Raw genomic sequence first — 21,846 nt, 5'->3', positions numbered from 1 at the left:
TACCGCACCAAATGCGTGCTTACAATGGGATCAAAATTGATGACCGACAGCCCCCTTCTCGAACTGTTGAACTGGCGCTATGCAACCAAGAAGATGGACACGACCAAGGTTGTTCCACAGGAAAAGCTTGATGTCATTATCGAGGCGGTTCGTATGGCACCGACATCAAGCGGCACCCAGCCCTTTGAGCTGATCGTCGTGACGAACCCGGACAAACTGGCCGCCCTTCAAGAGGCCGCTCGCGGTCAGGCGCAGATTACCGAGGGCTCTCATCTTTTGGTGTTCGCTGCGTGGGACGATTACACAACCGATCGCATCGACGAGGTGGTTGATCTGAACGTTGAGGCGCGCGGCGATTTGCCGATGTTGAAAACATATTATGACAATCTGAAGAGCAACTATGTGCCACGCGACGCGGCTGTGAACTATGCACATGCTGCGCGCCAGGCCTATATTGCGCTGGGGATTGCGCTGGTGGCTGCGGCAGAACAGGAAGTCGACAGCACACCGATGGAAGGGTTCGACCCCGATACAGTTGATGAAATCCTGGATCTGAAGGCGCGGGGCCTGCGGTCAGTCGTCCTGCTGCCTTTGGGATACCGTGACCCGGCTGGCGATTGGTTGTTGCCGATGGCCAAGGTGCGCAAGTCACGCGAAACCATCGTAACGCACGTCAGCTGAACTTTGACGCAGCGGTGAACGTTGCACTGCGGCCCAAGAGTTGACACCACCACAAAGCGGTCATTCATTGACCGCTTTGTGGTAACGGGCAATCCGGGCGCAAACCTGCCCTTCGCGGCGCAGACCGTGAAGGTCCGCCAAGGCCCGAAAGCCCTCCTAGGCCGCGCTGCCCTGAAACTGCACCGAAATCCGTCCGATCAGCCCGGCGAACCGCTCGGGCGCGGGCACCTGCCCTGTGACCCATTGGTACAGATCCTGATCGTTTTCGTTCAGCATGTCGTCGTAGAGCGTCAGCGCGGCGTCATCCATCGTGTGCAGGGTGTCGTCGGCGTAGGCGGACAGGATCAGGTCCATTTCCTTGATCCCGCGCCGCATCGAGCGCATTTTCAAACGTTTCAGGCGGTGTTCGTGCAGTTCAGACATCGGGGGTATCCTGTAGGATCTGGCGCAGGGATTTTTCCATGCGGGCGACCTTTTCCGCCTTGGCCACCAGGTCGGCGCGCAGGGTGCGCAGGTCGGCCAGCAGCAGGCGCATGTCGCGGGGCATCACGTCTTCGTCGGGCGGGGGCAGACCGGCGCCTTCGCCGTTGATCAGCCACATCATCGAGACATTGAGCAGCCCCGCCATCATCGACAGGCGGTTGGCGCGGGGTTCTGACCGGTCGTCTTCCCAGCCGCGCACGGTGGACAGGCGCACGCCCAGACGGCGGGCCAGTTCCTTTTGGCTGAGGCCCGCGGCGTCGCGTGCGGCGGCGACGCGGTCGCCGAAGGTGGCGGCGTCCTGGCTGTACCAGTCGGCGCTGTCTGTGCTGTCGTCGGTCATGTAGATGTCCCTTTTGCAATGGTTCGTTAACGTGCTTGAACGCGCATCGGCCCGCGCCTATGAGTCTTGGGGTAATCCTAGACCTGCGAGGCTCAGATGAAACTGCTTTCAACGACACTCGAACGTGTCAAACCGTCTCCGACCATTGCTGTAACAAACAAGGCGGCGGAATTGAAGGCTGCGGGGCGCGATATCATCGGTTTGGGTGCGGGCGAGCCGGATTTCGACACGCCGCAGCACATCAAGGACGCGGCCGTGGTGGCGATTGCGCTGGGCAAGACCAAGTACACGGCTGTCGATGGCATCCCCGAGTTGAAGCAGGCGATTTGCGCCAAGTTCAAGCGGGACAACGGGCTGGATTACGTGCCGGCTCAGGTTTCTGTGTCGTCGGGCGGCAAGCAGGTGTTGTACAACGCGCTGATGGCGACGCTGAACGAGGGGGACGAGGTGGTGATCCCTGCGCCCTATTGGGTGAGTTACCCCGACATGGTGTTGCTGGCCGGTGGCACGCCGGTGGTGGCCGAGGCGTCGTTGCAGACGGGGTTCAAGCTGACGGCGGACCAGTTGGAGGCGGCGATCACGCCCCGGACCAAGTGGTTCATTTTCAACTCGCCGTCGAACCCGACCGGCGCGGGCTACAGCCGCGACGAGTTGAAGGCGCTGACGGATGTGTTGATGCGGCATCCGCATGTCTGGGTGATGACGGATGATATGTACGAGCATCTGGCCTATGACGATTTCGAGTTCTGCACCCCTGCGCAGGTCGAGCCGCGCCTGTACGACCGCACGCTGACGGTCAATGGTGTGTCCAAGGCCTATGCGATGACCGGCTGGCGGATCGGCTATGCGGCGGGGCCGCAAGAGCTGATCGGGGCGATGCGCAAGGTGCAGTCTCAGTCGACGTCGAACCCCTGTTCGATCAGCCAGTGGGCGGCGGTCGAGGCGCTGAACGGGCCGCATGATTTCATCGCCGAGAACAACGCGGCATTCGTGCGGCGGCGCAATCTGGTGGTCGAGATGTTGAACGCGGCCGAGGGGATTTCGTGCCCGGTGCCGGAGGGGGCGTTTTACGTCTATCCGTCGATTGCCGGGTTGATCGGCAAGACCAGCCCTGCGGGGGTCGAGATTGTCGATGACGAGGCGTTCGCCACGGCGCTGCTGGAGGAAACCGGCGTCGCGGTGGTGTTTGGCGCGGCGTTTGGGTTGAGCCCGAATTTCCGGGTCAGCTATGCGACCTCGGACGCGGCGCTGAAAGAGGCGTGCACGCGGATACAGGGGTTTTGTGCGGCGCTGACGTGAGGGGGGGGCTTGGCCCTCACCGCTGTTCCCGAGCGCGGGACAAGGCCGCAGGCCGCCGCGCATCGCCGGGCCGTCCGCCGGCACGGCGATTTGGCCGATGGTGCGCGGAACAGGTCGGTTGGATGTGCTTGGCTGCCATAAAGTGGCAGTCACGACGGTCGCATCGCCGCACCACAGCCCTGCGATGCGCGGCTTTGTGGCCGACCCTGCCCGCTCACTCACCACCCTCAAGAAACGCGGCTTCGGACACCACCCGTGCCTTGTCGTCGGGGCGGGTCAGGTCAATCGTCACAATCCTGCGGGTTGTGTGGTCGGCACCCACGCGGCGGAAGCGGAATGTCGTGTCCGCGAACTGCCCCGGCACCATCACCCAGCGGGTGATGCTGGAGGCCAGCCCCTTGTAGGGGGCGATCATGTCGATCAGCCACAGACGGTCGCCGGACTGCCAGTCCTGAGGGTCCAGCAGGTCGCCCGACACATATTTACGCTCGGCCTCGGCGCTCATCCAGGCCCATGTGATCAGCCCGCGCGGCACGCCGTCAAAACGGAAAATCCGGTATTGGTCCAGTGCGATAGGGGTCTCGAAGGCCGAGCGCAGGTTGGACATGGTCATGCGCTGGTGCCAGTCGCTGCGAAAGGCCAGGAACAGGAAATCGCCATAGGCGCGCAACCGCGTGTCGCTGGGCGCCTCGCTTTCGGGCAGGGTCGCGCCCGTGGTGTCGGTCAGGGGGGCCATCAGTAAACCTCGTGGCGCAAAACGGCGGCTTCGGTCACTTTGACCGAGGCGCGGGCTGCGGGGCCGAAACGGTCGGGATCGGAGAACAGTGCGGGGAACAGCGCCGCCAGTTCGTCGCGCACCGGCTGGTCCAGCGCGTCCATCACGTAGTCGCCGGGGAAAAAGCTTTCTGTCGGGGCGCCGTTGGTCAGCATGATTTCGTGATGGTCGAACAGGACGTGGAAATATTCCACATCGTCAAGGTCATGGGCGGTGGTGATGTCCAGATCGTTCACCAGGCTTTTGGCGGGGACCAGCACTTCGGACACACCAAAGTGCAACTCGGCCCGCCAGCCGGTCACCAGCACGCGGTGTTGTGGGGACACCACCAGCGCATCATCGGGGCACTGCGTACCCAGGGCGCCGGCAGCCAGCCGGACCGGGCGCAACTCGGGCGCGCGGTCCAGATCGCGCCGGGTCAACCGCCGCGATCCAAGCCAGCGGATCGGTTGCAGCCCTGAATCCAGCGTGCGCACCCGGTCGCCGACTTTCAGATCCTCGACCGGCACGCGCCCCTGTGCGGTGTCGATGCCGGTGCCGCGCAGCACGCAGATGGCAATGTTGATCACCACGCGGTCCGCGTCCGAGTTGAACCCGCGCGTGCCCGTGATGGTGAATTCGACGGTCTGGCTGGACCCCGACGCGATCACCGCCGCCTGATTGATGGTAAAGGTGAACTTGCCGGTGCTGGTGTTGAAGCTGAGCGTGCCGTATTGGTTCGTGCTGAGCGCCGAGAACCGGTAGCTTGACGCTTCGCCGTCGCTGATGCCGTCCTGATCTCTGTCCTCGTCGAAATCGCCGCGCACGACGGCATCGGACAAGGCCACGTCGAACGTCCAGGCATCAAAGCCCGTTGACACCCCACCTGTGGAGTCGCCGGAAGTTTCACTGATATTATAGGCCATAACGTACCTGCTTGCCTTCGGTGCCTGCCTTTTTGTTTGCCCCTTTTGGGGTTGTGCAGTGCCAGTGCACTATCTCATAGGTTGAAACCTGCGTCCAGTTTCTTACGGCGGCTTTTGTGCTGAAAACCGCCCATTCGGGCGCGGCGTGTCCGAGGGCTGTTGCGCGCCACTTTGCCGTGAAGCGCGACGCTGGGCCGCGTTGGGCCGTGGCGCGGCGACAGGGCGGCGCGGCCCCTCACGCCGTAAGGTCACGGGTTGATCGGTGCGGTGGCTGTGCCACAGTGACCGTGCGGCAGCCACGGGCGGGCGCATCAGGGCCCCGGGGGGCGTGGTTCCCCGGGCTTTCGGGACCAGACAGAGAGGGAGAGCTGTCATGACCACCACATTGAAATCGGTTACATTGGGCCTTGCGGGGATCGGCGCGGCGGGGATGCTGTGTGCCAACCCGATTGACCAGATCCGCCCCGATGCGCCGGCACTGGCGCCCTATGGCGACCATGTGATCGGCGTGCAGACGCTGGAGTTTACCCATGCGGGTCAGGTCGACATCCTGAACACCACGGCGGACAATGCCCCCACCTATGACCGCCCGCTGACGGTCGAGGTGTGGTATCCCGCAGCACCGGGCACCCAGCCTGGGGGCGAATACATCACCACCCTGCGCGACGGCAACAGGCAGGCGACGCTGACGGGGCGCGCGGCGCGCGATGCGGCCCCTGCCGAGGACGCGCTGTTTCCGTTGATCGTGATCAGCCACGGCTATCCCGGCAACCGGTTCCTGATGAGCCATCTGGGCGAAAACCTGGCGTCCAAGGGCTATGTCACCGTGTCGATCGACCACACCGACAGCACCTATTCCGACAAGGGCGCGTTCGGGTCGACGTTGTTGAACCGGCCCATCGACCAGCGGTTTGTGATCGACAGCATGGCGTCGCTGAACGGGCCGCTTGGGGCGATCATTGATGGCGATACCGTGGGGGTGATCGGCTATTCCATGGGCGGCTATGGGGCGATGATCTTTGGCGGGGCCGGTGTGACGCAGGCGTCGACGGAATACAGCTGGGGCACGCCGAACGGGTTGCTGGCGGCGCATCTGGCGGGGTCGGAGAGCCACGAGGCGCTGGTGGACGACCGCGTCAAGGCGATCATCGCCATCGGGCCGTGGGGCAACAACGCGGGGTTCTGGGATGCCCAAGGGCTGGCCGGGTTCCGCAAGCCGCTGATGCTGATGGCGGGCAGCGTGGACGACACGTCGATCTATGACGCGATCCGCGGGATTTTCGACGGCACCACCGGCACCGACCGGCATTTGCTGACCTTTGACAATGCCGGCCACAACGCCGCCGCGCCGATGCCTGCGCCCCGCGAAAGCTGGGGCGTGGACGAAGGGCTGGGCTATGCGCCGTTCGAGCATTACGCGGATGCGGTTTGGGACACCAACCGGATGAACAACATCGCCCAGCATTTTGCCACGGCTTTCATGGATGTGCATCTGAAGGGCATGGTGGACGAGGCCACGTATTTCGATCTGGTGCCGGTGTCGGGCGACGGGGTTGTGGCGCTGGATGATGCGGGCAAGCCGACCGACGAGCACACCTATTGGAACGGGTTCGGAGCGGGCACCGCCGCCGGTCTGCGGTTCGAGAGCAAGGCCAAGGGGGAATGACCATGCAGGCCGAAATGCGCGATCTGAACGGGCAGGCGTTTTACGTGCGCACCTGGGGCGACCCTGCCCTGCCCCGGTTGCTGTTGTTGCACGGGTTTCCCGAGTACGGCGGCGCGTGGGACGACTTTGCCCCGCTGCTGGCCGAGCGGTTCCATGTGATCGCCCCCGACCAGCGCGGATACGGGCGCAGCTGGGCGCCTGCGGATGTGGGGGAGTACACCGCGTCGAAACTGGTGTCGGACATGGTGGCGCTGATTGGCGATGGGGGGCCGGTGACGGTGCTGGGGCATGACTGGGGCGCCGGTGTGGCCTATGCGCTGGCGTTCATGCACCCCGAACTGGTGTCGCGGCTGATCATTGCCAACGGCGTGCACCCCGGCCCGTTCCAGCGGGAGATGGCCAAGGGCGGCCGGCAGTCCGAGGCGTCGCAATACATCAACTATCTGCGCGCCGAAGGGTCCGAGGACCGGCTGGCGGCCAATGACTTTGAAAAGCTGATCGCCCTGTTTTCGGCCAAGATGGATATGTCGTGGCTGAAGGGCGATGTGCTGGCGCGGTACAAGGAAGCGTGGGGGCGTCCGGGGCGGCTGCGCGGGATGATCAACTGGTATCGCGCGTCGCCGCTGGTGGTGGCCGATCCGGGAGTGCCGGTGACCGATCTGCGCGCCTTGCCGGTGGAGCGGTTGCAGGTGCGCTGTCCGCATCTGCTGATCTGGGCGGCGGGGGATGTGGCGTTGATGCCCGAGGCGACCGAGGGGTTGGAAGAGTATGCGCCGGACCTGACGCGGGTGGAGATTGCGGATGCGGACCACTGGCTGTTCCACCAGAAGCCGCATGAGATTGCGGGGGTTGTGCTGGATTGGCTGGCGGAGGGTTAGGACGGGATGCGTCGGTGGGTGTTGGCCCGATCGGCGTGGACCGAAATGGGATGGCATAGCAGACCTTGGCGAGGATCGCAGCGAAGGTGGGGTTTGAGGCCAGAGAGTCGGATGCTGCATGTCCCAGGAATGTCGGCTTTGCGCGATGAGCCCTTGACCAGCATGGCAAAAAACCACCGGGTGACTGATAGAGGTAGACAGCAATTCGCTGGAGCGAACGCAGAGGGTAGGAGAATGATACCAGACAAGATTATTCAAGGAATGTACAAACATGGCCCGAAGGCCAAACGGCCATCAGAGCAATCTGAGGTAGTAAGAGAGAGCTTGGCTGAGTTGGATTTACTTCAACATGATCAAGTTAGAGAGATTTTTGAAGTATACAATTTCGCGGCGATTTTAAGTAGGCAGCTCGGCGAATTGTTAGACGTTTGCTCACCAACTAGGCAAATTTTTGAGGCAACGGAATTTGGCCGCGACATCTACAACCTTCCTGACGGCTATATTTGTCTTAGCTCGGGTGAGGGTGAAGGGTTCATTCTGTATTCAAAAATAAATCAGAAAGTGTACGATTTAGAAGTCGCAGAGTTCGATGACCTAGAGCAAGGCAAGGCAGAACCGACTTGGGAATCGTTTTTCGAACTGATTGAGTGGTATGTTGCTTAGGTGACGTGCCGCAGATCATAACACCTTTGGCGAAAGCTGACATTGAGTTCGTCGAAGCAAACGGCTGCTATGTCCCGCACAGCGAACCTTGGCGCCGACTGCGTCGAAGCTCATCTTCGCGCCCTCTCCGTCCTCCCCCTGCGCAGGATTTCGCCTGTCTGACCCCTACGGGACAAACGAATTTTCAGACAGGGATGCGGCGCGGTGCTATGATGCGCGACCGCCTGTCTGGCCCTGTTTCGGGGGCCGGCGCACCCTTTTGAAAGATCCAAAAAATGCTGTCCATGCATATGATTCCGCAGGCCTTTAGCGTCGGCGAATGCGACGCGATTGTGGCTGCCATATCGCAGGCCCCCAGCGATCCCGCGCTGTTGGTGGGGCGCAACCGGGACCACAATATGCGCAGTGCCGATCTGGTATGGACCGACGAGGTCGACGGGTTGGCTTGGGTCATGGACCGGTTGATTGATCTGGTGCGGGTGGCGAACCGCGATCACTTCGGGTTTGATCTGACGGCGTTTGAGGAAAGCCCGCAGGTGGCGATTTACCGCGCCAGTGCGGCGGGGCATTTCGTGTGGCATTCGGACATTGGCGGCGGGCCGATCTCGGCCAAGCGCAAGCTGACGCTGGTGCTGCAACTGTCGCCGCCCGAGGCGTACGAAGGCGGCACGCTGGAGGTGATGCCCGGCGCGCAGGTGCTGGAGGCGAGCCGCGCGCAGGGCTGTGTGACCGTGTTCCCCAGTTTTATGTTGCATCAGGTGACGCCGGTGCGCAGCGGCGTGCGCCATTCCCTGACGGTCTGGGCACACGGGCCTGCGTTCCGGTGAAACTGTAATCTGCCACCAAGCCTGCGCGCGACGGTGGGACATGGCGCGCAGGCGGTTTTGCCCAGCGTATCAGCGCAGCCGTTTGCCGCGCGGTGGGGACTGGTGGACTTTTTCCAGAAGTGCTGTTTTCAGCAGTTCGCTGTGTCCGATCAGGCTTTGGTCCTTGCAGACCGACCGCGCGGTGGCGTCGGCGTTGGCAAAGTCATAGCCGAAGCTTACCAGATCCTGAACAAAGTGGCCTTCGGGTGCGTCCCAGATCGTGGCGTGCAGCGGGCCACGGTAGCAGGCGATGCGGATGGGTTCGACCGCGCGGTAGACGTGGCGGCTGTTTTCGACGGCCAGGGCGGCGTGCGCGGTGAGTGTGCTTGGGACAAGTGTAACACGCATGAGGAATTTCATGAGGTGTCTCCTGACAGGAATGTGCCTGGCCGGTTTCAGATGCGGCAAGCGATACATTGGGATTTAAGAAAAGGTGGGCAGAGGCAGCTTGTCTGGCCTTGGTTCCCTCAGGGTCGCGCAAGGCAGGAAGGCGACTGTGCGGTTCGGTCTGCACGCCGCGTTTCGTGCCATCAACCCTGCGCGCGGCGGGCTGAAAGCTTTTGGGGTCCATGGGCGGTCAGGTAGCACGATTTCAGGGTGTTTGAACAGCGGGTGAATGGCGATCACGCCGATGTCAACGCCCCTGCGCGAGGCCCCCTGTTACGGCCCGTCGCGGGGCCGCCCTAGCCCTGAAACGCCGGAAGCGGGAACGGGGAGGTCACGTCCTCGGGGCGGCGCTTTTCGTAGAACGCGTTGCCGCCCGTGGTCACCACGTAGTGCATGTTGTTGTAAGATGCCTGATACCATGCGGCGTGAAAGAATTTTGCCTGCGCGATCTTGGGGTGTCTTTCGCCCGCGTAGACCGACATGGCGGCCTCTCTGGCCAATGTGGCTGAGGGGCCGGACATTGTCTTGGTCATCACGCCGGGGGCGAACTGGTTCGGCTGGCCCACCACGCCGCAGATGGTGTTGGGAAAGGCATCTGAGGCGACGCGGTTCATCACCACGGTGCCGACCGCGATCATGCCGTCGCGGCTGGAGCGGTGCGATTCAAAATACATGGCACGCGCAAGGCAATCGACCTGGGCTGCCGGTGCGGGAGGGTGGCGGTCGGAGCCGCCGCAGCCGGCCAGAACGGTCAGGCTGGCCAAGACTGCGGTGATCGGTTTGATGTTCAGGCGCTGCACAGTCATCGGCTTTCCGCTGGTCAGGACATCGGTTTGGGTTGCGCGGTGATCTTTCAGCAATATTCCGGCACAGGCAAGAGCGTCGGGGCCGCTTTTGCGCGCGCATCGGCCGGCAGCGCGCGTGGGGCGGCCATGTCGGCAGATGTTCGCTTGGGGGTGATCGGATGCCGGCAGTCGCACACCTGTGTTGCCATTTTGCGTAATCGCGGTGTTATAATCTGCGTGTACCCCTGATCTGCACCTGTGCACCCAGGGGGCAGAATGCCTGTCTTGTCACCCAACAGAAAGGCCCGAAACCATGATGAGTGTAACCAAACCGGCGGCCCACCGTGTCGATGTTGTCCTGTCCGGTCCGCTTGACGCCGATATGATGGCCGAGGCCCTGGACCGCGTCATTGCCGCGTCGCAGGGCGTTGCGCACGGGCAGATGCTGTTTGCGATCGAGGATTTCGAGATGCCGTCGATGGGGGCTTGGGCGGCAGAGCTGGTGCGGTTGCCCAAGCTGATGGCGGCGGTGATGCGGTTCGACCGCTGTGCGGTGCTGTCCGATGTGGCGTGGCTGCGCACGACCGCCGAGGTGGAGGGCGCGGTGATCCCGTCGCTGGAGATCAAAAGCTTTGCCTTGGCGCAGGGGGATGCGGCAGAGGCCTGGCTTGCGGGAGAGGACGGGGAAGAGGACGAGAATTTTCCGGTTTAGGGGGATGTTTTTAGGGGCACGGGTTTAGGGGTGTCATGAGCCACGCAAAAGCGGCTGTTTGCGTCAGATGGATGCCGCAGCGGATAGGTTCGGAGCGGTCGGTTGCTGCGGCGGGTGCCGAGGTCCGCTGTGCGGGACTTAGCTGCCCTTTGAAATGGAGTGCGAAGCCGCGCATCGTCGGGCCGTGGTGCGGCGATCAGACCTCTGTGACTGGCACTTTATGGAAGCCAAGCACATCCCAGCTATCCGTCACGAACAACAGCAGCCAAATCGCCGTGCCGGCGGACGGCCCGGCGATGCGCGGCGGCCTTCGGCCTTGATTCCGCGCGGGAGAATGCGGAACGGGTTCATTCCTGCCATTCGCCGCGACCTGAGCCAAGGTCCGGTCAGCGCGCCGCGCCGTCCTGCCGCAATGTGTCGCGGACGGCCATCAGGCAGAAGCCCAGCAGGTTTTCGCCCTGCCATTTCGCGGGCCGTGCCGCGTTGGCGTCATCGCGGCCCAGGCCGATGCCCCAGATCGGGTCTACGGGGCTGGCCTCGACCAGTATCTTGGGATGCGTTTTCAGCAGAAAGGCCGCCATGTCCTTGTGCGCGCGGAACTTTTCCAGATTGCCCGCATAGACGATGCCGACCTTGTGCCGGTTCCAGACCTGCGCATCAAAGCCCGCGATCTTGCGGCCCAAGGCCTTGACCGCGCGCGGGTCGTCCGAGGCGACGATGGCGCGTTCGATTGCCGCATCCCCGAACAGCCGCGCCTTGCCCGCCATCATCCAGTGTTCGGCGGTGGCATAGCGTTGCCCCTGATGGCGGAAGGGGCTGGGAAACCACTGGCTGAAACAGGTTTCGCGGGCGGGCTGCCCCTTGCGGGCGCGGTGGCCCCAGAACATCACAAAGCCGGTCTTGGGGTGGCGGGCGGCCTTGGCGGCCCATGCGGTGTCATAGGGCAGCACCAGACCCTGCTGTGGTGAGCTGTGACCCTGATCTGGCATAGGGGGTTCCTTGACGGTTGCGGTGTTCTGTTGTGGTCGGTGACAGGGTGTATCAGAGGCGGCGGCGCGGGTCCAACGGTGCGGGGGTGCGGGGCGATCAGGCCCCCCTGCCCTGTTCCCTCTTTCGTCATCCGCCCTGCTCTGCCATTATACCCGCCAAGTATAAAAAAGTGAGCAGCCCCCATGAGCGATCTTCTGTCCGGGTCCGAGCCTTCTTCGGATTATGATGCCTCCTCGATCCAGGTGCTGGAGGACATGGAACACGTCCGCCTGCGCCCCGGTATGTATATCGGCGGCAAGGACGACCGTGCGCTGCACCATATGGTGGCGGAAATCGTCGACAACTCGATGGACGAGGCGGTGGCGGGGCACGCGACCTGGATCGAGGTGGAACTGCACGAGAACGGCCATGTGTCGGTGCGCGACAACGGGCGCGGGATTCCCATCGGGATGCACCCCAAGGACCCGACCAAGTCGGCGCTGGAGATCATTTTCTGCACGCTGAACGCGGGCGGCAAGTTTTCCGGCGACAGCTATGAGACCTCGGGCGGTCTGCACGGGGTCGGCTCGTCCGTGGTGAACGCGCTGTCGGACCATCTGCGGGTCGAGGTGGCGCAGAATCGCGAGCTTTATGCGATGGAGTTTTCGCGCGGTGTGCCGCAGGGGCCGCTGGCCAAGGTCGGCGCCGCCCCGAACCGGCGCGGCACGGCGGTGACGTTCCACCCTGATCCCGACATTTTCGGGTCGCTGAAGCTGAAACCCGCGCGGCTGTTCAAGATGGCGCGGTCCAAGGCGTACCTGTTCTCGGGCGTTGAAATCCGCTGGAAAACCGGCATCAACGATGGCGAGACGCCGCAAGAGGCCAAGTTCCACTTTCCCGGCGGTCTGGCGGATTACCTGAAAGAGGCGATGGGCGGGGCCACCACCTATGCCGAGGCGCCGTTCGCGGGGTCGGTGTCGTTCGAGAAGTTCAAGGTGCCGGGCAAGGTGGAATGGGCGATCAACTGGACGCCCGCGCGCGACGGGTTCATCCAGTCCTATTGCAACACCGTGCCCACCCCCGAGGGCGGCACCCACGAGGCCGGTTTCTGGGCCGCGATCCTGAAGGGGATCAAGGCCTATGGCGAGCTGGTGAACAACCGCAAGGCCGCGACCATCACCCGCGAGGATCTGATGACCGGCGGCGGTGCGCTGGTGTCCTGTTTCATCCGCGAGCCGGAATTCGTCGGCCAGACCAAGGACCGGCTGGCCACGGTCGAGGCGCAGCGGATGGTCGAAAATTCGGTCCGCGACCATTTCGACAACTGGCTGGCGGCGGATACGAAATCGGCGGGGGCGATTCTGGATTTCCTGGTGCTGCGCGCCGAGGAACGGCTGCGGCGGCGGCAGGAGAAGGAAACCTCGCGCAAGACGGCGACGCAAAAGCTGCGCCTGCCCGGCAAGCTGACGGATTGTTCGTCGAAATCGCGTGAGGGCACCGAGTTGTTCATCGTCGAGGGCGACAGCGCGGGCGGGTCGGCCAAGATGGCACGCGACCGCAAGACGCAGGCGCTGTTGCCGTTGCGGGGCAAGATCCTGAACGTGCTGGGGGCGGCGTCGTCCAAGCTGGGATCGAACGCGGAGATTTCCGATCTGTCGCAGGCGCTGGGCGTGTCGCTGGGGGCGAAGTTCAACGTCGATGACCTGCGGTATGACAAGGTCATTATCATGACCGATGCGGACGTGGACGGGGCGCACATTGCGGCGCTGCTGATGACGTTCTTTTTCACCCAGATGCGCCCGATGATTGATGCGGGGCATCTGTATCTGGCCTGTCCGCCCTTGTACCGGCTGACGCAGGGGTCCAAGCGTGTGTATTGTCTGGACGAGGCCGAGCGCGATGTCTGGCTGGAGAAGGGTCTGGGCGGGTCGGGCAAGATCGACGTGTCGCGGTTCAAGGGTCTGGGCGAGATGGACGCGAAAGACCTGAAAGACACCACGATGAACCCCGCCACGCGCAAGCTGATCCGGGTGACGATCGACGAGGACGAGCCGGGGCAGACCGGCGATCTGGTCGAGCGGTTGATGGGGAAGAAGCCGGAACTGCGGTTTGAGTATATTCAGGAGAATGCGCGGTTTGTTGAGGAGTTGGATGTTTAACTTATTTCCATCTTCTTTAACTCGTGCCTCCACCAATTGATCGCTTCATGAGCTACATCGCGTGCATCTGTTCCTGAAAATGGTCCAGATACCATAGGCCAATAAATGTCAGTCAAATCTGCGACCTCTAACTCACTATTCTCGGACATGAAGGCAAGGTTCATATCTTCATCATCGGAGTGACCAAATGACCATTCGTGAATAATGTTGTTCCGCTCATGGACAATGAACTCGAAAAAAATTAGCGCACTACCTGTGCGCTCTTGCTCCCATGACTTTCTGGCTTTCTGATATGCTTGCCTAACCTTTTTGTTCGGATCCCGGTCGAGAGTATCAGCAATGGTCCTCAACATTGCCATCATCGAAACCCATAAGATCCTTCGCAATTGCAAATTTTCAGAATCCTCCATCATTTGCAGAGCAAACTCGCAATCGGATAATAGTCTTTTGGCGTTTTCTGACTGCACTTTAGACTTTCAACGGTAACTGATCTCTACAGATTAGCTCTGCTTCCAGCTGTACCGCAATATTTCACGTATTCAACACCAGCGCCTGACCGCGGGTCGTAGGCCGTCTTGCAAAAGGTCCGGTGGACCTTTTGAGGCCGAAGAAGGCGTAAGCCTCGGGGGCGTCGCAGACGCGCCCGCCCATGGGGGCGGTCGGGCGCGGCGAAAACGCGAGGCGTTTCCGCTGGGGTTCTCTTCTACGTCGCCTTGTGTAAGCTGCCCATACCCCACCACAGGACACCGCCCATGACCCCCACCGCCGCCCAAGACATCCTTGATACCATGTTCGCCCCCTGGGTGCTGGCCTTGCAGCCGCGTGTGGCCTCGATTGACGCGGAACACTGCACGCTGACCATCCCGATCACCGCTGACATTGCCCGCGCAGGCGGGATTGTCTCGGGGCAGGTCATGGCGACGCTGGCGGACACGGCCATGGTGCTGGCCTGCATGGGGCATGCGGGCGCGATGATACCGGTGTCGACCGTCACGCTGGACACGCAGTTCCTGCGCCCCGGCAGCGGTGACAGCATCACCGCGCGGGCCGAGGTTATGCGGGCCGGCAAGGGCACCATATTCACCCGCTGCACGCTGACGGCGCATCCTTCGGGCAAGGACATTGCGCTGGCCACGGCGACATTTGCCAAACCTGCGGGATAATGCGCGCCGAAATTGCTTGATGCGTCATCTTTTTTGCACCGAAGCGGCCCATTCCCCTGTCCCTGCGCCGCGATCCGTGCCAGAGCGAGGGAAAAGAGGAGACCGCCATGCCCTGCCCCCTGTGTGACACCGACGCGCCGCTGAATGACACCACCGTGACCGGTGGCCCAACAGGCCATGTCGCGATCTGCGCGACCTGCGCCGAACAGCTTGACGCGCCGCAGGCCGACCATTTTCGCGCGCTGCCGTCGACCATGTGGTCCGAGGACCCCGCCGTGCAGGTGCTGGCTTACCGCATTCTGAAAAAGCTGGACGCCGACTGGGCGCGTGATGCGCTGGACATGCTGTACCTGGACGAGGACACGCTGGCCTGGGCGCAGGATGTGCCTGCCGACACCGGCCACCGCGATGCCAATGGCGTGCCGCTGGCCGTGGGCGACAACGTGGTGCTGATCAAGGACCTGCCGGTGAAGGGCGCGAATTTCACCGCCAAGCGGGGCACGGCGGTGCGGGGCATTTCGCTGGTCATGGACAACCCCGAACATATCGAGGGCCGCGTCGAAGGCCAGCGCATCGTGATCCTGACCCAGTTCGTCAAGAAAAAGTAAGGCGGCGGGCGGTTTACCCCCTTGCCTGAGGCGGCGATTGCCGCCTTAGTTGGGTCTATGCTGATACGCCCCCTGATCGCCCTTTTGTTGCTGCTGTGCGCCTGCGGGCGGCCGATGACACCGGCCGAGGTGGCGTTTTCGAACACCATTCACGGCACCGGTCTGGACACGTCCAAAGTGCGGCTGGTGGACGGTGCGCCGACGCGGTCGGTGACGTTCCAGCGCAAGGCGCGGCCCCGCACCACCTGCCGCGAGCGGATCCTGCCGCCGCCCACCACGGCGATGGTCACGGCCAAGCCTGCGGCTGTCACCCTGTTCAACCATGTGCTGTTTGACGAGGACTGGTATCTGGACGACTACCTGCCGGACTACCCCGACAAGATCGGCCTGATCGCCGCGATGCTGCTGAGCCACGAGCTGACGCATGTGTGGCAATGGCAGAACCGCAAGACCACGGGGTATTCGCCGCTGAAGGCCGCATCCGAGCACGAGCGCGGGGCCGATCCCTATCTGTTCGATCTGGAGCGCAATCCGAAGTTTGGCGATTACGGATATGAGCAACAGGGCTCGATCGTCGAGGAATTCGTCTGCTGTCGCGCGCTGGCCCCCACCGCGCCGCGCACGAAACGGCTGCACGCGCTGATTTCGCAGGTGATGCCGGTGGCCCCCCTGCCCGACCGCCGCCAAAGCGATGTGCGGATGCCGTGGGACGGGGTCGAGCTGAAAGGGATTTGCGACTGATGCGCGGGTTTCAGGAGATTTTCGACATTGCCGCCGCGCGCAAGGGCGGTGCCGAGGCTTTGGAGGAAATGTTGGGGGATGGGCCGCTGTCTGCGCAGGCACTGGCTGCGATCCCCGAGGACCGCTGGCTGTCGCAGATGACGCGCTGTGTGTTTCAGGCCGGATTCAACTGGAAGGTGATCGAGGCCAAGTGGGCGGGGTTCGAGGCGGCCTTCAAGGGTTTTGACGTGGGCGCCTGTGCGATGATGGACGACGACTGGTTCGACCGGCTGATGGCGGACAAGGGCGTGGTGCGCAACGGGCCGAAGCTGGCCACGGTCCGCGAGAATGCGGCGTTTCTGCTGGAACTGCGGGCCGAGGGCGGCGCGGGTGCGGTGCTGGGCGGTTGGCCGTCGGGGGATTACATCGGGTTGCTGGACATGCTCAAGACGCGCGGGGCGCGGTTGGGTGGCATGACGGGGCAATATGCCATGCGGTTCATGGGGCGCGACAGTTTCATCCTGTCGCGCGACGTGGTGGCGCGGCTGGTGGCCGAGGGTGTGGTGGACAAGGCCCCGACCTCGAAAGGGGCGATGCGGGCGGTTCAGGGTGCGTTCGATACGTGGATGGACCAGTCGGGGCGCGGGCTGACTCAGATCAGCCGCGTTCTGGCGATGAGTGTTTAGGGCTTTGGCGCTTGCGGTGGCGTCCGCCCTGCCCCGGTTCTTGCTTATCCCACGGGCATTTGCGAAATAGCTGGCATGGATCACACCCGCACCTTGACCGACCAAAGCCCTGCCCGTGCCGATCTGGAAAAGATCAGCGTGGCGGGTGACAGCGCGACGCTGGACACCTGCGATCTGGGCGGGCTGGACCTGTCTGACCTTGACCTGACGGGGTGGCAGTTCACCGGCTGCAAGCTGGCGGGCACCAGGTTCAACGGCGCGCGGCTGGACGAGGCACGGTTTGCCAATTGTCGCGCGGCGGGGGCCAGTTTTGTCGGGACCAACCTGCAAGAGGCCACGCTGGACGGCGGGGATTTCAGCAACGCCAGCTTTCGGGCGGCGACGCTGACCGCGTCCCGGCTTGTGAACTGCAAGATGACGGGGTGTGATTTCACCGATGCGAAAACGCTGGGCTTTTCCGTTGAGGGTGTTTTGCTGGTCATGGCGGTTCTGCCGCGCATTTCCTTTCGCAAGGCGACGCTGAACGCGGTGGATTTTACCGATGCTGACCTGCGGTCCTGTGATTTCCGGGAGGCGGTTTTCGAGGCGTGTTCGCTGCGGGACGCGCATCTGCCGGAGTGCCGGTTCGAAGGGGCGGACCTGCGCGGGGCGGATTTGGGCGGGGTCCGGTTGACCGATGCGCGGCTGTTCAAGGGGGCGGTTATTTCCAAGCATCAGGCGGCTGACCTGCTGGGGCAGCTTGGGTTGACGGTTCTGTAGGGTCAGGACCCCTTCCCTTCCCGATCAACGGCTGTCAAACTTTTGGCCGCAACAACAGCCAAGGCGGACACGTTGAAACTGAACCTGACCCATGTGCGCGGCGCGCGCGGCCCCACCCATGATCTGATCCTAAGCTACAACGCGGTTCAGGCTGCGTTTAACGCAGAGCACAAGGCGCTGTTTCACCGGATCGAAAATGCGATTCAGCAGACCGGCGAAAAAGGCAAGATGCCGTTGTGGGAAGGCTATGAGCAGATCCCGGAATACGTGCAAAGCACCGGCCCGGGCGCACGGCGCAGCATGACCCAGGTCAGGACGGGGCAAGGGATTTGCCAGTTTTACACCTGGTTGGCCGTTCAACGGCAGCCCGAAACGATATTGGAATTCGGCGCAGCCTTTGGGGCCAGTGGCATGTATTGGCTGGCGGGGTTGGGGATTGCGGAGCGTGGCCAGCTGGTCAGCTTCGAGCCGAACGCTCAGTGGTGCGACATTGCCCGCGCGAACTTTGACTTGGTGAACGACCGCCATGTTCTGACCGCTGGCACGTTCGAGGACAATCTGGCGCTGGTGTCACCGGCTGCGGGGATCACGCTGATTGACGCGATCCACACAAAATCCGTGGTGCTGGAGCAGTTCGATCTGGTCAAACAGGTCAGCGCGCCGGGCGCCTTGGTCATTTTCGACGACTTGAATTTCTCGGACGATATGTGGGCGTGCTGGCAAGAGGTTTGCGCCGCAAGCGAAGTCGCCGCCGCGTGGCAAATCGGCAAGCGGGTCGGAATTGTGGAACTGCGCTGAGGCCGCAGGTTAAGGCAATGGCAGATTTGACGGCAAAAATACCACCGCTTTGTCGTCCAAGGGCGCGGTCACGCCGGTCAGGGTGATCGTAGCACCCGTCGACAGGGTGACGACCACGCCGTGATCGGTCAGGTGTTGGGTGGCTATGGTCAGGCGTTCGGGGTGGTCTGCGGCGACGGCGATGCAGTCGGTGGCCGGGTCAAAGTGTTCGACGGTTGTGGTGCCGGTGCTGTCGTGTGCCTGGGGCGCATGCGGGGGGTCCGCCGCCGGATGGTCCGCCTCGTCCGGTTCCGCTTCGACAAAGGTCACCGCGTCTTCGGGGATGGGGGTGGCGACGCCTTGCAGCAGCAGCACCTCGCCGGTGGAGAAGGTGACCAGCAGGCCGGTTCGGGTCACGTGCTGGCCGGTGATCCAAGCGTCGACGCCCGGCGGTATTTCGATCATCAGCACGTCGTCGGTCGCGTCGAAGCCCGCGATGGTGCTGTGCGGTTCGGGGGTCGCGTTGCCGAGGGGCGACGTCGGCGCATCGGTGTCTGTGCTGTGGTCTCTCATGTCGCCGGTGCCTTTGATCGGGGCCACACGCTTGGCCGTCAAACGCAGTTTACCCTGAAACGCGGGCGATTTCACCCGTGCCGTTCTGGAAACAGCGCGTTTCCAGAAACCCCCTTCAGATGGACAGCCGGCCTGCGTCCATGCGCACCATGCGGTCCATGCGGGCGGCCAGTTCCATGTTGTGCGTGGCGATCAGCGCCGACAGGCCGGTGCCGCGCACCAGTTCCATCAGCGCGCCGAACACCTGATCGGAGGTTTCGGGGTCAAGGTTGCCGGTGGGCTCATCCGCCAGCAGCAGGCGCGGCTGGTTGGCCAGCGCGCGGCAGAAGGCGACGCGCTGTTGTTCACCGCCCGACAGGGCCGCGGGGCGGTGATCGGCGCGCGGGGCGATGCCGACGCGGTCCAGCAGGTCGCGCGCGCGCGCCTCGGCGGTCTTGCGGGCGGTGCCGGCGGCCAGTTGCGGCAGCACGATGTTTTCCAGCGCCGAGAACTCGGGCAGCAGGTGGTGGAACTGGTAGATGAACCCGATATCGCTGCGCCGTGCGGCGGTGCGTTTGCGGTCGGAAAGGCCGGTCATGTCCTGCCCCACCAGGCTGACGGTGCCGGTGTCGGGCACGTCCAGCAGGCCCGCGATGTGCAGCATTGTGGATTTGCCGGCCCCCGAGGGGGCGACCAGCGCCACGACTTCGCCTGCGGTCACGGTCAGATCGACGCCGCGCAGCACCTGCACCTCGCCGGGGAGGCCCCGATTGTAGGTCTTTTGCAGGCCTTGCAGGTGCAGGACAGGATCACTCATAACGCAGCGCCTCGACAGGGTTCATCCGCGCCGCGCGGCGGGCGGGGAATATGGTGACGATGAAGGACAGGCCCAGCGACAGGCTGACCGCCTTGAGCACGTCCGACAGGTTCAGTTGTGCAGGCAGCGCGTAGATGCCGCGAATGGACGGGTCCCAAACGCCGCCGCCCATCACCACGTTCACGAAGGAAAAGATCGGGTCGATGTAGATGGCGAACAGGCAACCGAGGATGACGCCCAGCGCGGTGCCGATCAGGCCGGTGAAGGCACCGCAGATGAAGAACACCCGCAGGATCGACCCTTCGGACAGGCCGATGGTGCGCAGGATACCGATGTCGCGGCCCTTGTTTTTCACCAGCATGATCAGCCCCGATACGATGTTCATCGCGGCGATCAGCACGAGGATCGACAGGATGATGAACATCACGTTGTCCTCGACCTCGAGCGCGCGCAGGAAACCGCCCGAGGCGTCGCGCCATGTCCATGTCTGGGCGCGGTCCCCTGCGGCCTGTTGCAGGGCCTGCACCATGGTGTCGACCTGTTCGGGGTTTTTCACCATCACCTCGATCTCGGTGGCGACGCCCTCGCGGTTGAAGAAACTTTGTGCCTCGGCCAGTGGCAGGTAGACGCGGGTGCGGTCGATGTCGTAGCGGCCGGCGGAAAAGACGTAGACGACCTCGTAGGCGTTGACGCGCGGGCTGGTGCCGAAGGCGGTTTTCACCCCGTTGGGCGAGATCAGCTTGATCCTGTCGCCCACGGTGGCGCCCAGTTCGCGGGCCACGCCCGAGCCGATGGCGATGCCTTGGTCGAAGGTGTCGATGTCGCCCAGGCTGGTGGTGGGGTCAGCGATGCGCGGCAGGCCCTTGAGGTCCTTGAGGTCGATCCCGAACACCTCGACGCCCGCGTTGGCCTGACGCATGTTGGCCATGACCTGCCCGCGCACCAGGGGCGCGGCGCGGATCACGTCGGGCACGGCGGCAAGACGCTGGGCCATTTCGGTATAGTCGGGGATGGTGCTGTCAAGCTGGCCGGTTTCGGTGGTTTTGCCCAGATTGTAGACGGTCACATGGGCGTTGGCGCCCAGGATCGTGTCGACGAATTCGGCGCGAAAGCCCGATCGGACGGCCAGCGTGGCGATCAGGGCAAAGACGGCCAGCGTGATGCCGATCAGGCTGATCCATGTCATGACGCTGACGCCGCCTTCGGCGCGGCGGGCGCGCAGATAGCGCCATGCGATCATCCATTCGAAGGGGGCAAAGGGGGCGGTGGAATTGGCCATTTCGGCTCCTGCTCGGGGTCGCGCGCACGTTGGTTTGTTTGTCGGGTGGGGTCAAGCCGTGGCGCGGTGGGAGGTGGGTGCGGTCACGCAGTTTTGCGTGTGGGGGGGGCAATGTCGTTTGTAAATGGTGCGCGGAGTTGCGGTGTTGGTTCTGGTGTTTTGGGAAAGCGGTGTTTGTGTTGACCCAAGCGCGGAACAAGGCCGCAGGCCGCCGCGCATCGCCGGGCCGTCCGCCGGCACGGCGATTTGGTTGCTGTTGTGTATTGTCGATAGCTAGGAAGTGCTTGGCCGCCATAAAGTGGTAGGCACCAAGGTCGGATCGCCGCACCACGGCCCGACGATGCGCGGCTTTGCGTTTCATAGGGAAAGGCAACTCCTGAAGCGAAAACAGCAGACCTAACCCATGCCTCTCCGGCGGCTGGGCAACAGCAGCCGCAAGACGCCGATCAACAGCAGCATCACGACAAAGCCCGCAGCCGCAAAGATGCCGCCTGCGAAGGTCAGCGGCACGGCGGGTTGGAAGGCGGCCCATGCGGCGCGGGCGACGTCCCTGTCGGTCATGCGGCTGGCGTGATAGGCGCGCATGAAGGGGCCTGCACTGTCGAGGGCCGCCAGATCGGCACGCAGTTTTTCATAGCGGGCTAAGGTGCGGGCCGTGTCGGCGCGATGGCGATCTCTGAAAGGTGTGCCGCCCAACTCTTCCAGCGCCTGCGTGCGGGTCAGCCCCTCGGCCTGGGCCGAGGCATCGAAATCGGCCACGACCTCGGCCAGTGCATCGACGGCACCGCCCAGACGTTGCGCATATTGCTGCGAGAATTCAGGGAATTGCGAGGTGGCGGCCCCTGCGGTCAGGGCCGCCACCAAGGTGAGTGTGCGCACGATCATGGTCCGGTACCGATGCTGTGGATGGGAAGCGT

26 protein-coding genes are annotated in these 21,846 nt (G+C 63.3%); 14 read left to right on the top strand and 12 right to left on the bottom strand.

Annotation, left to right across the window (positions count from 1 at the left end):
* The first annotated feature begins 39 nt into the window (after positions 1 to 39).
* A complete protein-coding gene (locus tag AAC077_RS00220) occupies positions 40 to 681 on the top strand; it encodes an NAD(P)H-dependent oxidoreductase (protein WP_339767888.1) in 642 nt (213 codons plus the stop codon).
* 156 nt (positions 682 to 837) lie between these two features.
* Here the strand turns inward: AAC077_RS00220 and AAC077_RS00215 are convergent, their stop codons facing one another.
* On the bottom strand, positions 838 to 1,104 hold the full coding sequence (locus AAC077_RS00215; RefSeq protein WP_339765683.1) for a succinate dehydrogenase assembly factor 2: 267 nt from the start codon (positions 1,102 to 1,104) through the stop codon (positions 838 to 840).
* Complete coding sequence (locus tag AAC077_RS00210) at positions 1,097 to 1,504, bottom strand: helix-turn-helix transcriptional regulator (protein WP_339765681.1); 408 nt, start codon at positions 1,502 to 1,504, stop codon at positions 1,097 to 1,099. The genes AAC077_RS00215 and AAC077_RS00210 overlap by 8 nt, the downstream gene beginning before the upstream one ends.
* Before the next feature lie 96 nt (positions 1,505 to 1,600).
* Between AAC077_RS00210 and AAC077_RS00205 the strand changes: the two genes are divergently transcribed.
* Positions 1,601 to 2,803 (top strand): pyridoxal phosphate-dependent aminotransferase, encoded by a 1,203-nt coding sequence (locus AAC077_RS00205; RefSeq protein ID WP_339765679.1) that lies wholly within the window; start codon positions 1,601 to 1,603, stop codon positions 2,801 to 2,803.
* Between the two features lie 214 nt (positions 2,804 to 3,017).
* Here AAC077_RS00205 and AAC077_RS00200 read toward each other — a convergent pair whose 3' ends face one another.
* Positions 3,018 to 3,539 carry a toxin-activating lysine-acyltransferase gene (locus AAC077_RS00200; RefSeq protein ID WP_339765677.1) on the bottom strand — a complete coding sequence of 174 codons (522 nt, stop codon included), beginning with the start codon at positions 3,537 to 3,539 and terminating at the stop codon, positions 3,018 to 3,020.
* Complete coding sequence (locus AAC077_RS00195; RefSeq protein ID WP_339765675.1) at positions 3,539 to 4,483, bottom strand: Hint domain-containing protein; 945 nt, start codon at positions 4,481 to 4,483, stop codon at positions 3,539 to 3,541. The genes AAC077_RS00200 and AAC077_RS00195 overlap by 1 nt, the downstream gene beginning before the upstream one ends.
* Before the next feature lie 373 nt (positions 4,484 to 4,856).
* Here AAC077_RS00195 and AAC077_RS00190 point away from each other — a divergent pair, with 373 nt between their 5' ends.
* The 4 genes from AAC077_RS00190 (at position 4,857) to AAC077_RS00175 (ending at position 8,517) form a co-directional block, all read left to right on the top strand.
* Positions 4,857 to 6,149, top strand: coding sequence for a dienelactone hydrolase (locus AAC077_RS00190; protein WP_339765673.1), 1,293 nt, complete (start codon positions 4,857 to 4,859; stop codon positions 6,147 to 6,149).
* Positions 6,146 to 7,027, top strand: coding sequence for an alpha/beta hydrolase (locus AAC077_RS00185; protein WP_339765671.1), 882 nt, complete (start codon positions 6,146 to 6,148; stop codon positions 7,025 to 7,027). The genes AAC077_RS00190 and AAC077_RS00185 overlap by 4 nt, the downstream gene beginning before the upstream one ends.
* A 234-nt stretch (positions 7,028 to 7,261) precedes the next feature.
* Positions 7,262 to 7,690, top strand: coding sequence for a hypothetical protein (locus AAC077_RS00180; protein ID WP_339765669.1), 429 nt, complete (start codon positions 7,262 to 7,264; stop codon positions 7,688 to 7,690).
* A 275-nt stretch (positions 7,691 to 7,965) separates the two neighbouring features.
* Positions 7,966 to 8,517, top strand: coding sequence for a 2OG-Fe(II) oxygenase (locus AAC077_RS00175; protein WP_339765667.1), 552 nt, complete (start codon positions 7,966 to 7,968; stop codon positions 8,515 to 8,517).
* Positions 8,518 to 8,586: 69 nt separating this feature from the next.
* On the opposite strand, the gene AAC077_RS00170 is transcribed toward AAC077_RS00175, so the two are convergent.
* Together AAC077_RS00170 and AAC077_RS00165 are read right to left on the bottom strand one after the other, a co-directional pair.
* The gene (locus AAC077_RS00170) at positions 8,587 to 8,904 is read right to left on the bottom strand and encodes a hypothetical protein (protein ID WP_339765666.1); all 318 of its coding nucleotides are present in this window, start codon (positions 8,902 to 8,904) and stop codon (positions 8,587 to 8,589) included.
* A 335-nt stretch (positions 8,905 to 9,239) separates the two neighbouring features.
* On the bottom strand, positions 9,240 to 9,749 hold the full coding sequence (locus tag AAC077_RS00165) for a cell wall hydrolase (protein ID WP_339765665.1): 510 nt from the start codon (positions 9,747 to 9,749) through the stop codon (positions 9,240 to 9,242).
* Between the two features lie 292 nt (positions 9,750 to 10,041).
* On the opposite strand from AAC077_RS00165, the gene AAC077_RS00160 reads away from it, so the two are divergent.
* Positions 10,042 to 10,440 carry an STAS/SEC14 domain-containing protein gene (locus AAC077_RS00160; RefSeq protein WP_339765664.1) on the top strand — a complete coding sequence of 133 codons (399 nt, stop codon included), beginning with the start codon at positions 10,042 to 10,044 and terminating at the stop codon, positions 10,438 to 10,440.
* Positions 10,441 to 10,826: 386 nt separating this feature from the next.
* On the opposite strand, the gene AAC077_RS00155 is transcribed toward AAC077_RS00160, so the two are convergent.
* Positions 10,827 to 11,429 (bottom strand): NADAR family protein, encoded by a 603-nt coding sequence (locus AAC077_RS00155; RefSeq protein ID WP_339765662.1) that lies wholly within the window; start codon positions 11,427 to 11,429, stop codon positions 10,827 to 10,829.
* 183 nt (positions 11,430 to 11,612) lie between these two features.
* On the opposite strand from AAC077_RS00155, the gene AAC077_RS00150 reads away from it, so the two are divergent.
* Positions 11,613 to 13,568 carry a DNA topoisomerase IV subunit B gene (locus AAC077_RS00150; protein ID WP_339765660.1) on the top strand — a complete coding sequence of 652 codons (1,956 nt, stop codon included), beginning with the start codon at positions 11,613 to 11,615 and terminating at the stop codon, positions 13,566 to 13,568.
* Here AAC077_RS00150 and AAC077_RS00145 read toward each other — a convergent pair.
* A complete protein-coding gene (locus AAC077_RS00145; RefSeq protein ID WP_339765658.1) occupies positions 13,565 to 13,981 on the bottom strand; it encodes a hypothetical protein in 417 nt (138 codons plus the stop codon). The two genes, AAC077_RS00150 and AAC077_RS00145, sit on opposite strands and share 4 nt — an antisense overlap.
* Positions 13,982 to 14,320: 339 nt before the next feature.
* Here AAC077_RS00145 and AAC077_RS00140 point away from each other — a divergent pair, with 339 nt between their 5' ends.
* From AAC077_RS00140 to AAC077_RS00115, 6 genes are all read left to right on the top strand, one after another.
* Positions 14,321 to 14,731, top strand: coding sequence for a PaaI family thioesterase (locus AAC077_RS00140; protein WP_339765656.1), 411 nt, complete (start codon positions 14,321 to 14,323; stop codon positions 14,729 to 14,731).
* Positions 14,732 to 14,838: 107 nt separating this feature from the next.
* Positions 14,839 to 15,339 (top strand): alkylphosphonate utilization protein, encoded by a 501-nt coding sequence (locus AAC077_RS00135; protein ID WP_339765654.1) that lies wholly within the window; start codon positions 14,839 to 14,841, stop codon positions 15,337 to 15,339.
* Positions 15,340 to 15,396: 57 nt separating this feature from the next.
* Complete coding sequence (locus AAC077_RS00130; protein ID WP_339765652.1) at positions 15,397 to 16,080, top strand: hypothetical protein; 684 nt, start codon at positions 15,397 to 15,399, stop codon at positions 16,078 to 16,080.
* Entirely contained in the window at positions 16,080 to 16,745 is a 666-nt protein-coding gene (locus AAC077_RS00125; RefSeq protein WP_339765650.1) for a DNA-3-methyladenine glycosylase I, read from the top strand. The genes AAC077_RS00130 and AAC077_RS00125 overlap by 1 nt, the downstream gene beginning before the upstream one ends.
* Positions 16,746 to 16,820: 75 nt before the next feature.
* On the top strand, positions 16,821 to 17,504 hold the full coding sequence (locus AAC077_RS00120; protein ID WP_339765648.1) for a pentapeptide repeat-containing protein: 684 nt from the start codon (positions 16,821 to 16,823) through the stop codon (positions 17,502 to 17,504).
* A 42-nt stretch (positions 17,505 to 17,546) separates the two neighbouring features.
* On the top strand, positions 17,547 to 18,302 hold the full coding sequence (locus AAC077_RS00115) for a class I SAM-dependent methyltransferase (protein ID WP_339765646.1): 756 nt from the start codon (positions 17,547 to 17,549) through the stop codon (positions 18,300 to 18,302).
* 9 nt (positions 18,303 to 18,311) lie between these two features.
* Here AAC077_RS00115 and AAC077_RS00110 read toward each other — a convergent pair whose 3' ends face one another.
* From AAC077_RS00110 to AAC077_RS00095, 4 genes are all read right to left on the bottom strand, one after another.
* The gene (locus AAC077_RS00110) at positions 18,312 to 18,854 is read right to left on the bottom strand and encodes a hypothetical protein (RefSeq protein ID WP_339765644.1); all 543 of its coding nucleotides are present in this window, start codon (positions 18,852 to 18,854) and stop codon (positions 18,312 to 18,314) included.
* A 115-nt stretch (positions 18,855 to 18,969) separates the two neighbouring features.
* Positions 18,970 to 19,650 (bottom strand): ABC transporter ATP-binding protein, encoded by a 681-nt coding sequence (locus tag AAC077_RS00105; protein WP_339765642.1) that lies wholly within the window; start codon positions 19,648 to 19,650, stop codon positions 18,970 to 18,972.
* A complete protein-coding gene (locus AAC077_RS00100) occupies positions 19,643 to 20,929 on the bottom strand; it encodes a lipoprotein-releasing ABC transporter permease subunit (protein WP_339765640.1) in 1,287 nt (428 codons plus the stop codon). Before AAC077_RS00100 ends, AAC077_RS00105 begins: the two co-directional genes overlap by 8 nt.
* 396 nt (positions 20,930 to 21,325) lie before the next feature.
* Positions 21,326 to 21,814: a DUF2937 family protein gene (locus AAC077_RS00095; RefSeq protein ID WP_339765638.1), complete on the bottom strand. Its 489-nt coding sequence runs from the start codon at positions 21,812 to 21,814 to the stop codon at positions 21,326 to 21,328.
* Positions 21,815 to 21,846: the final 32 nt, after the last annotated feature.

The organism is uncultured Pseudosulfitobacter sp. (assembly GCF_963976325.1).
Lineage (GTDB): Bacteria > Pseudomonadota > Alphaproteobacteria > Rhodobacterales > Rhodobacteraceae > Pseudosulfitobacter.
Note: the sequence above shows the minus strand (reverse complement) of the source record. Positions and strands in the feature narration are given on the sequence as shown.

Coding starts and splice junctions, on each gene's coding strand:
- AAC077_RS00220 (WP_339767888.1), top strand. CDS start 40: ATGACCGACAGCCCCCTTCTCGAACTGTTGAACTGGCGCTATGCAACC.
- AAC077_RS00215 (WP_339765683.1), bottom strand. CDS start 1,104: ATGTCTGAACTGCACGAACACCGCCTGAAACGTTTGAAAATGCGCTCG.
- AAC077_RS00210 (WP_339765681.1), bottom strand. CDS start 1,504: ATGACCGACGACAGCACAGACAGCGCCGACTGGTACAGCCAGGACGCC.
- AAC077_RS00205 (WP_339765679.1), top strand. CDS start 1,601: ATGAAACTGCTTTCAACGACACTCGAACGTGTCAAACCGTCTCCGACC.
- AAC077_RS00200 (WP_339765677.1), bottom strand. CDS start 3,539: ATGGCCCCCCTGACCGACACCACGGGCGCGACCCTGCCCGAAAGCGAG.
- AAC077_RS00195 (WP_339765675.1), bottom strand. CDS start 4,483: ATGGCCTATAATATCAGTGAAACTTCCGGCGACTCCACAGGTGGGGTG.
- AAC077_RS00190 (WP_339765673.1), top strand. CDS start 4,857: ATGACCACCACATTGAAATCGGTTACATTGGGCCTTGCGGGGATCGGC.
- AAC077_RS00185 (WP_339765671.1), top strand. CDS start 6,146: ATGACCATGCAGGCCGAAATGCGCGATCTGAACGGGCAGGCGTTTTAC.
- AAC077_RS00180 (WP_339765669.1), top strand. CDS start 7,262: ATGATACCAGACAAGATTATTCAAGGAATGTACAAACATGGCCCGAAG.
- AAC077_RS00175 (WP_339765667.1), top strand. CDS start 7,966: ATGCTGTCCATGCATATGATTCCGCAGGCCTTTAGCGTCGGCGAATGC.
- AAC077_RS00170 (WP_339765666.1), bottom strand. CDS start 8,904: ATGCGTGTTACACTTGTCCCAAGCACACTCACCGCGCACGCCGCCCTG.
- AAC077_RS00165 (WP_339765665.1), bottom strand. CDS start 9,749: ATGACTGTGCAGCGCCTGAACATCAAACCGATCACCGCAGTCTTGGCC.
- AAC077_RS00160 (WP_339765664.1), top strand. CDS start 10,042: ATGATGAGTGTAACCAAACCGGCGGCCCACCGTGTCGATGTTGTCCTG.
- AAC077_RS00155 (WP_339765662.1), bottom strand. CDS start 11,429: ATGCCAGATCAGGGTCACAGCTCACCACAGCAGGGTCTGGTGCTGCCC.
- AAC077_RS00150 (WP_339765660.1), top strand. CDS start 11,613: ATGAGCGATCTTCTGTCCGGGTCCGAGCCTTCTTCGGATTATGATGCC.
- AAC077_RS00145 (WP_339765658.1), bottom strand. CDS start 13,981: ATGATGGAGGATTCTGAAAATTTGCAATTGCGAAGGATCTTATGGGTT.
- AAC077_RS00140 (WP_339765656.1), top strand. CDS start 14,321: ATGACCCCCACCGCCGCCCAAGACATCCTTGATACCATGTTCGCCCCC.
- AAC077_RS00135 (WP_339765654.1), top strand. CDS start 14,839: ATGCCCTGCCCCCTGTGTGACACCGACGCGCCGCTGAATGACACCACC.
- AAC077_RS00130 (WP_339765652.1), top strand. CDS start 15,397: ATGCTGATACGCCCCCTGATCGCCCTTTTGTTGCTGCTGTGCGCCTGC.
- AAC077_RS00125 (WP_339765650.1), top strand. CDS start 16,080: ATGCGCGGGTTTCAGGAGATTTTCGACATTGCCGCCGCGCGCAAGGGC.
- AAC077_RS00120 (WP_339765648.1), top strand. CDS start 16,821: ATGGATCACACCCGCACCTTGACCGACCAAAGCCCTGCCCGTGCCGAT.
- AAC077_RS00110 (WP_339765644.1), bottom strand. CDS start 18,854: ATGAGAGACCACAGCACAGACACCGATGCGCCGACGTCGCCCCTCGGC.
- AAC077_RS00105 (WP_339765642.1), bottom strand. CDS start 19,650: ATGAGTGATCCTGTCCTGCACCTGCAAGGCCTGCAAAAGACCTACAAT.
- AAC077_RS00100 (WP_339765640.1), bottom strand. CDS start 20,929: ATGGCCAATTCCACCGCCCCCTTTGCCCCCTTCGAATGGATGATCGCA.
- AAC077_RS00095 (WP_339765638.1), bottom strand. CDS start 21,814: ATGATCGTGCGCACACTCACCTTGGTGGCGGCCCTGACCGCAGGGGCC.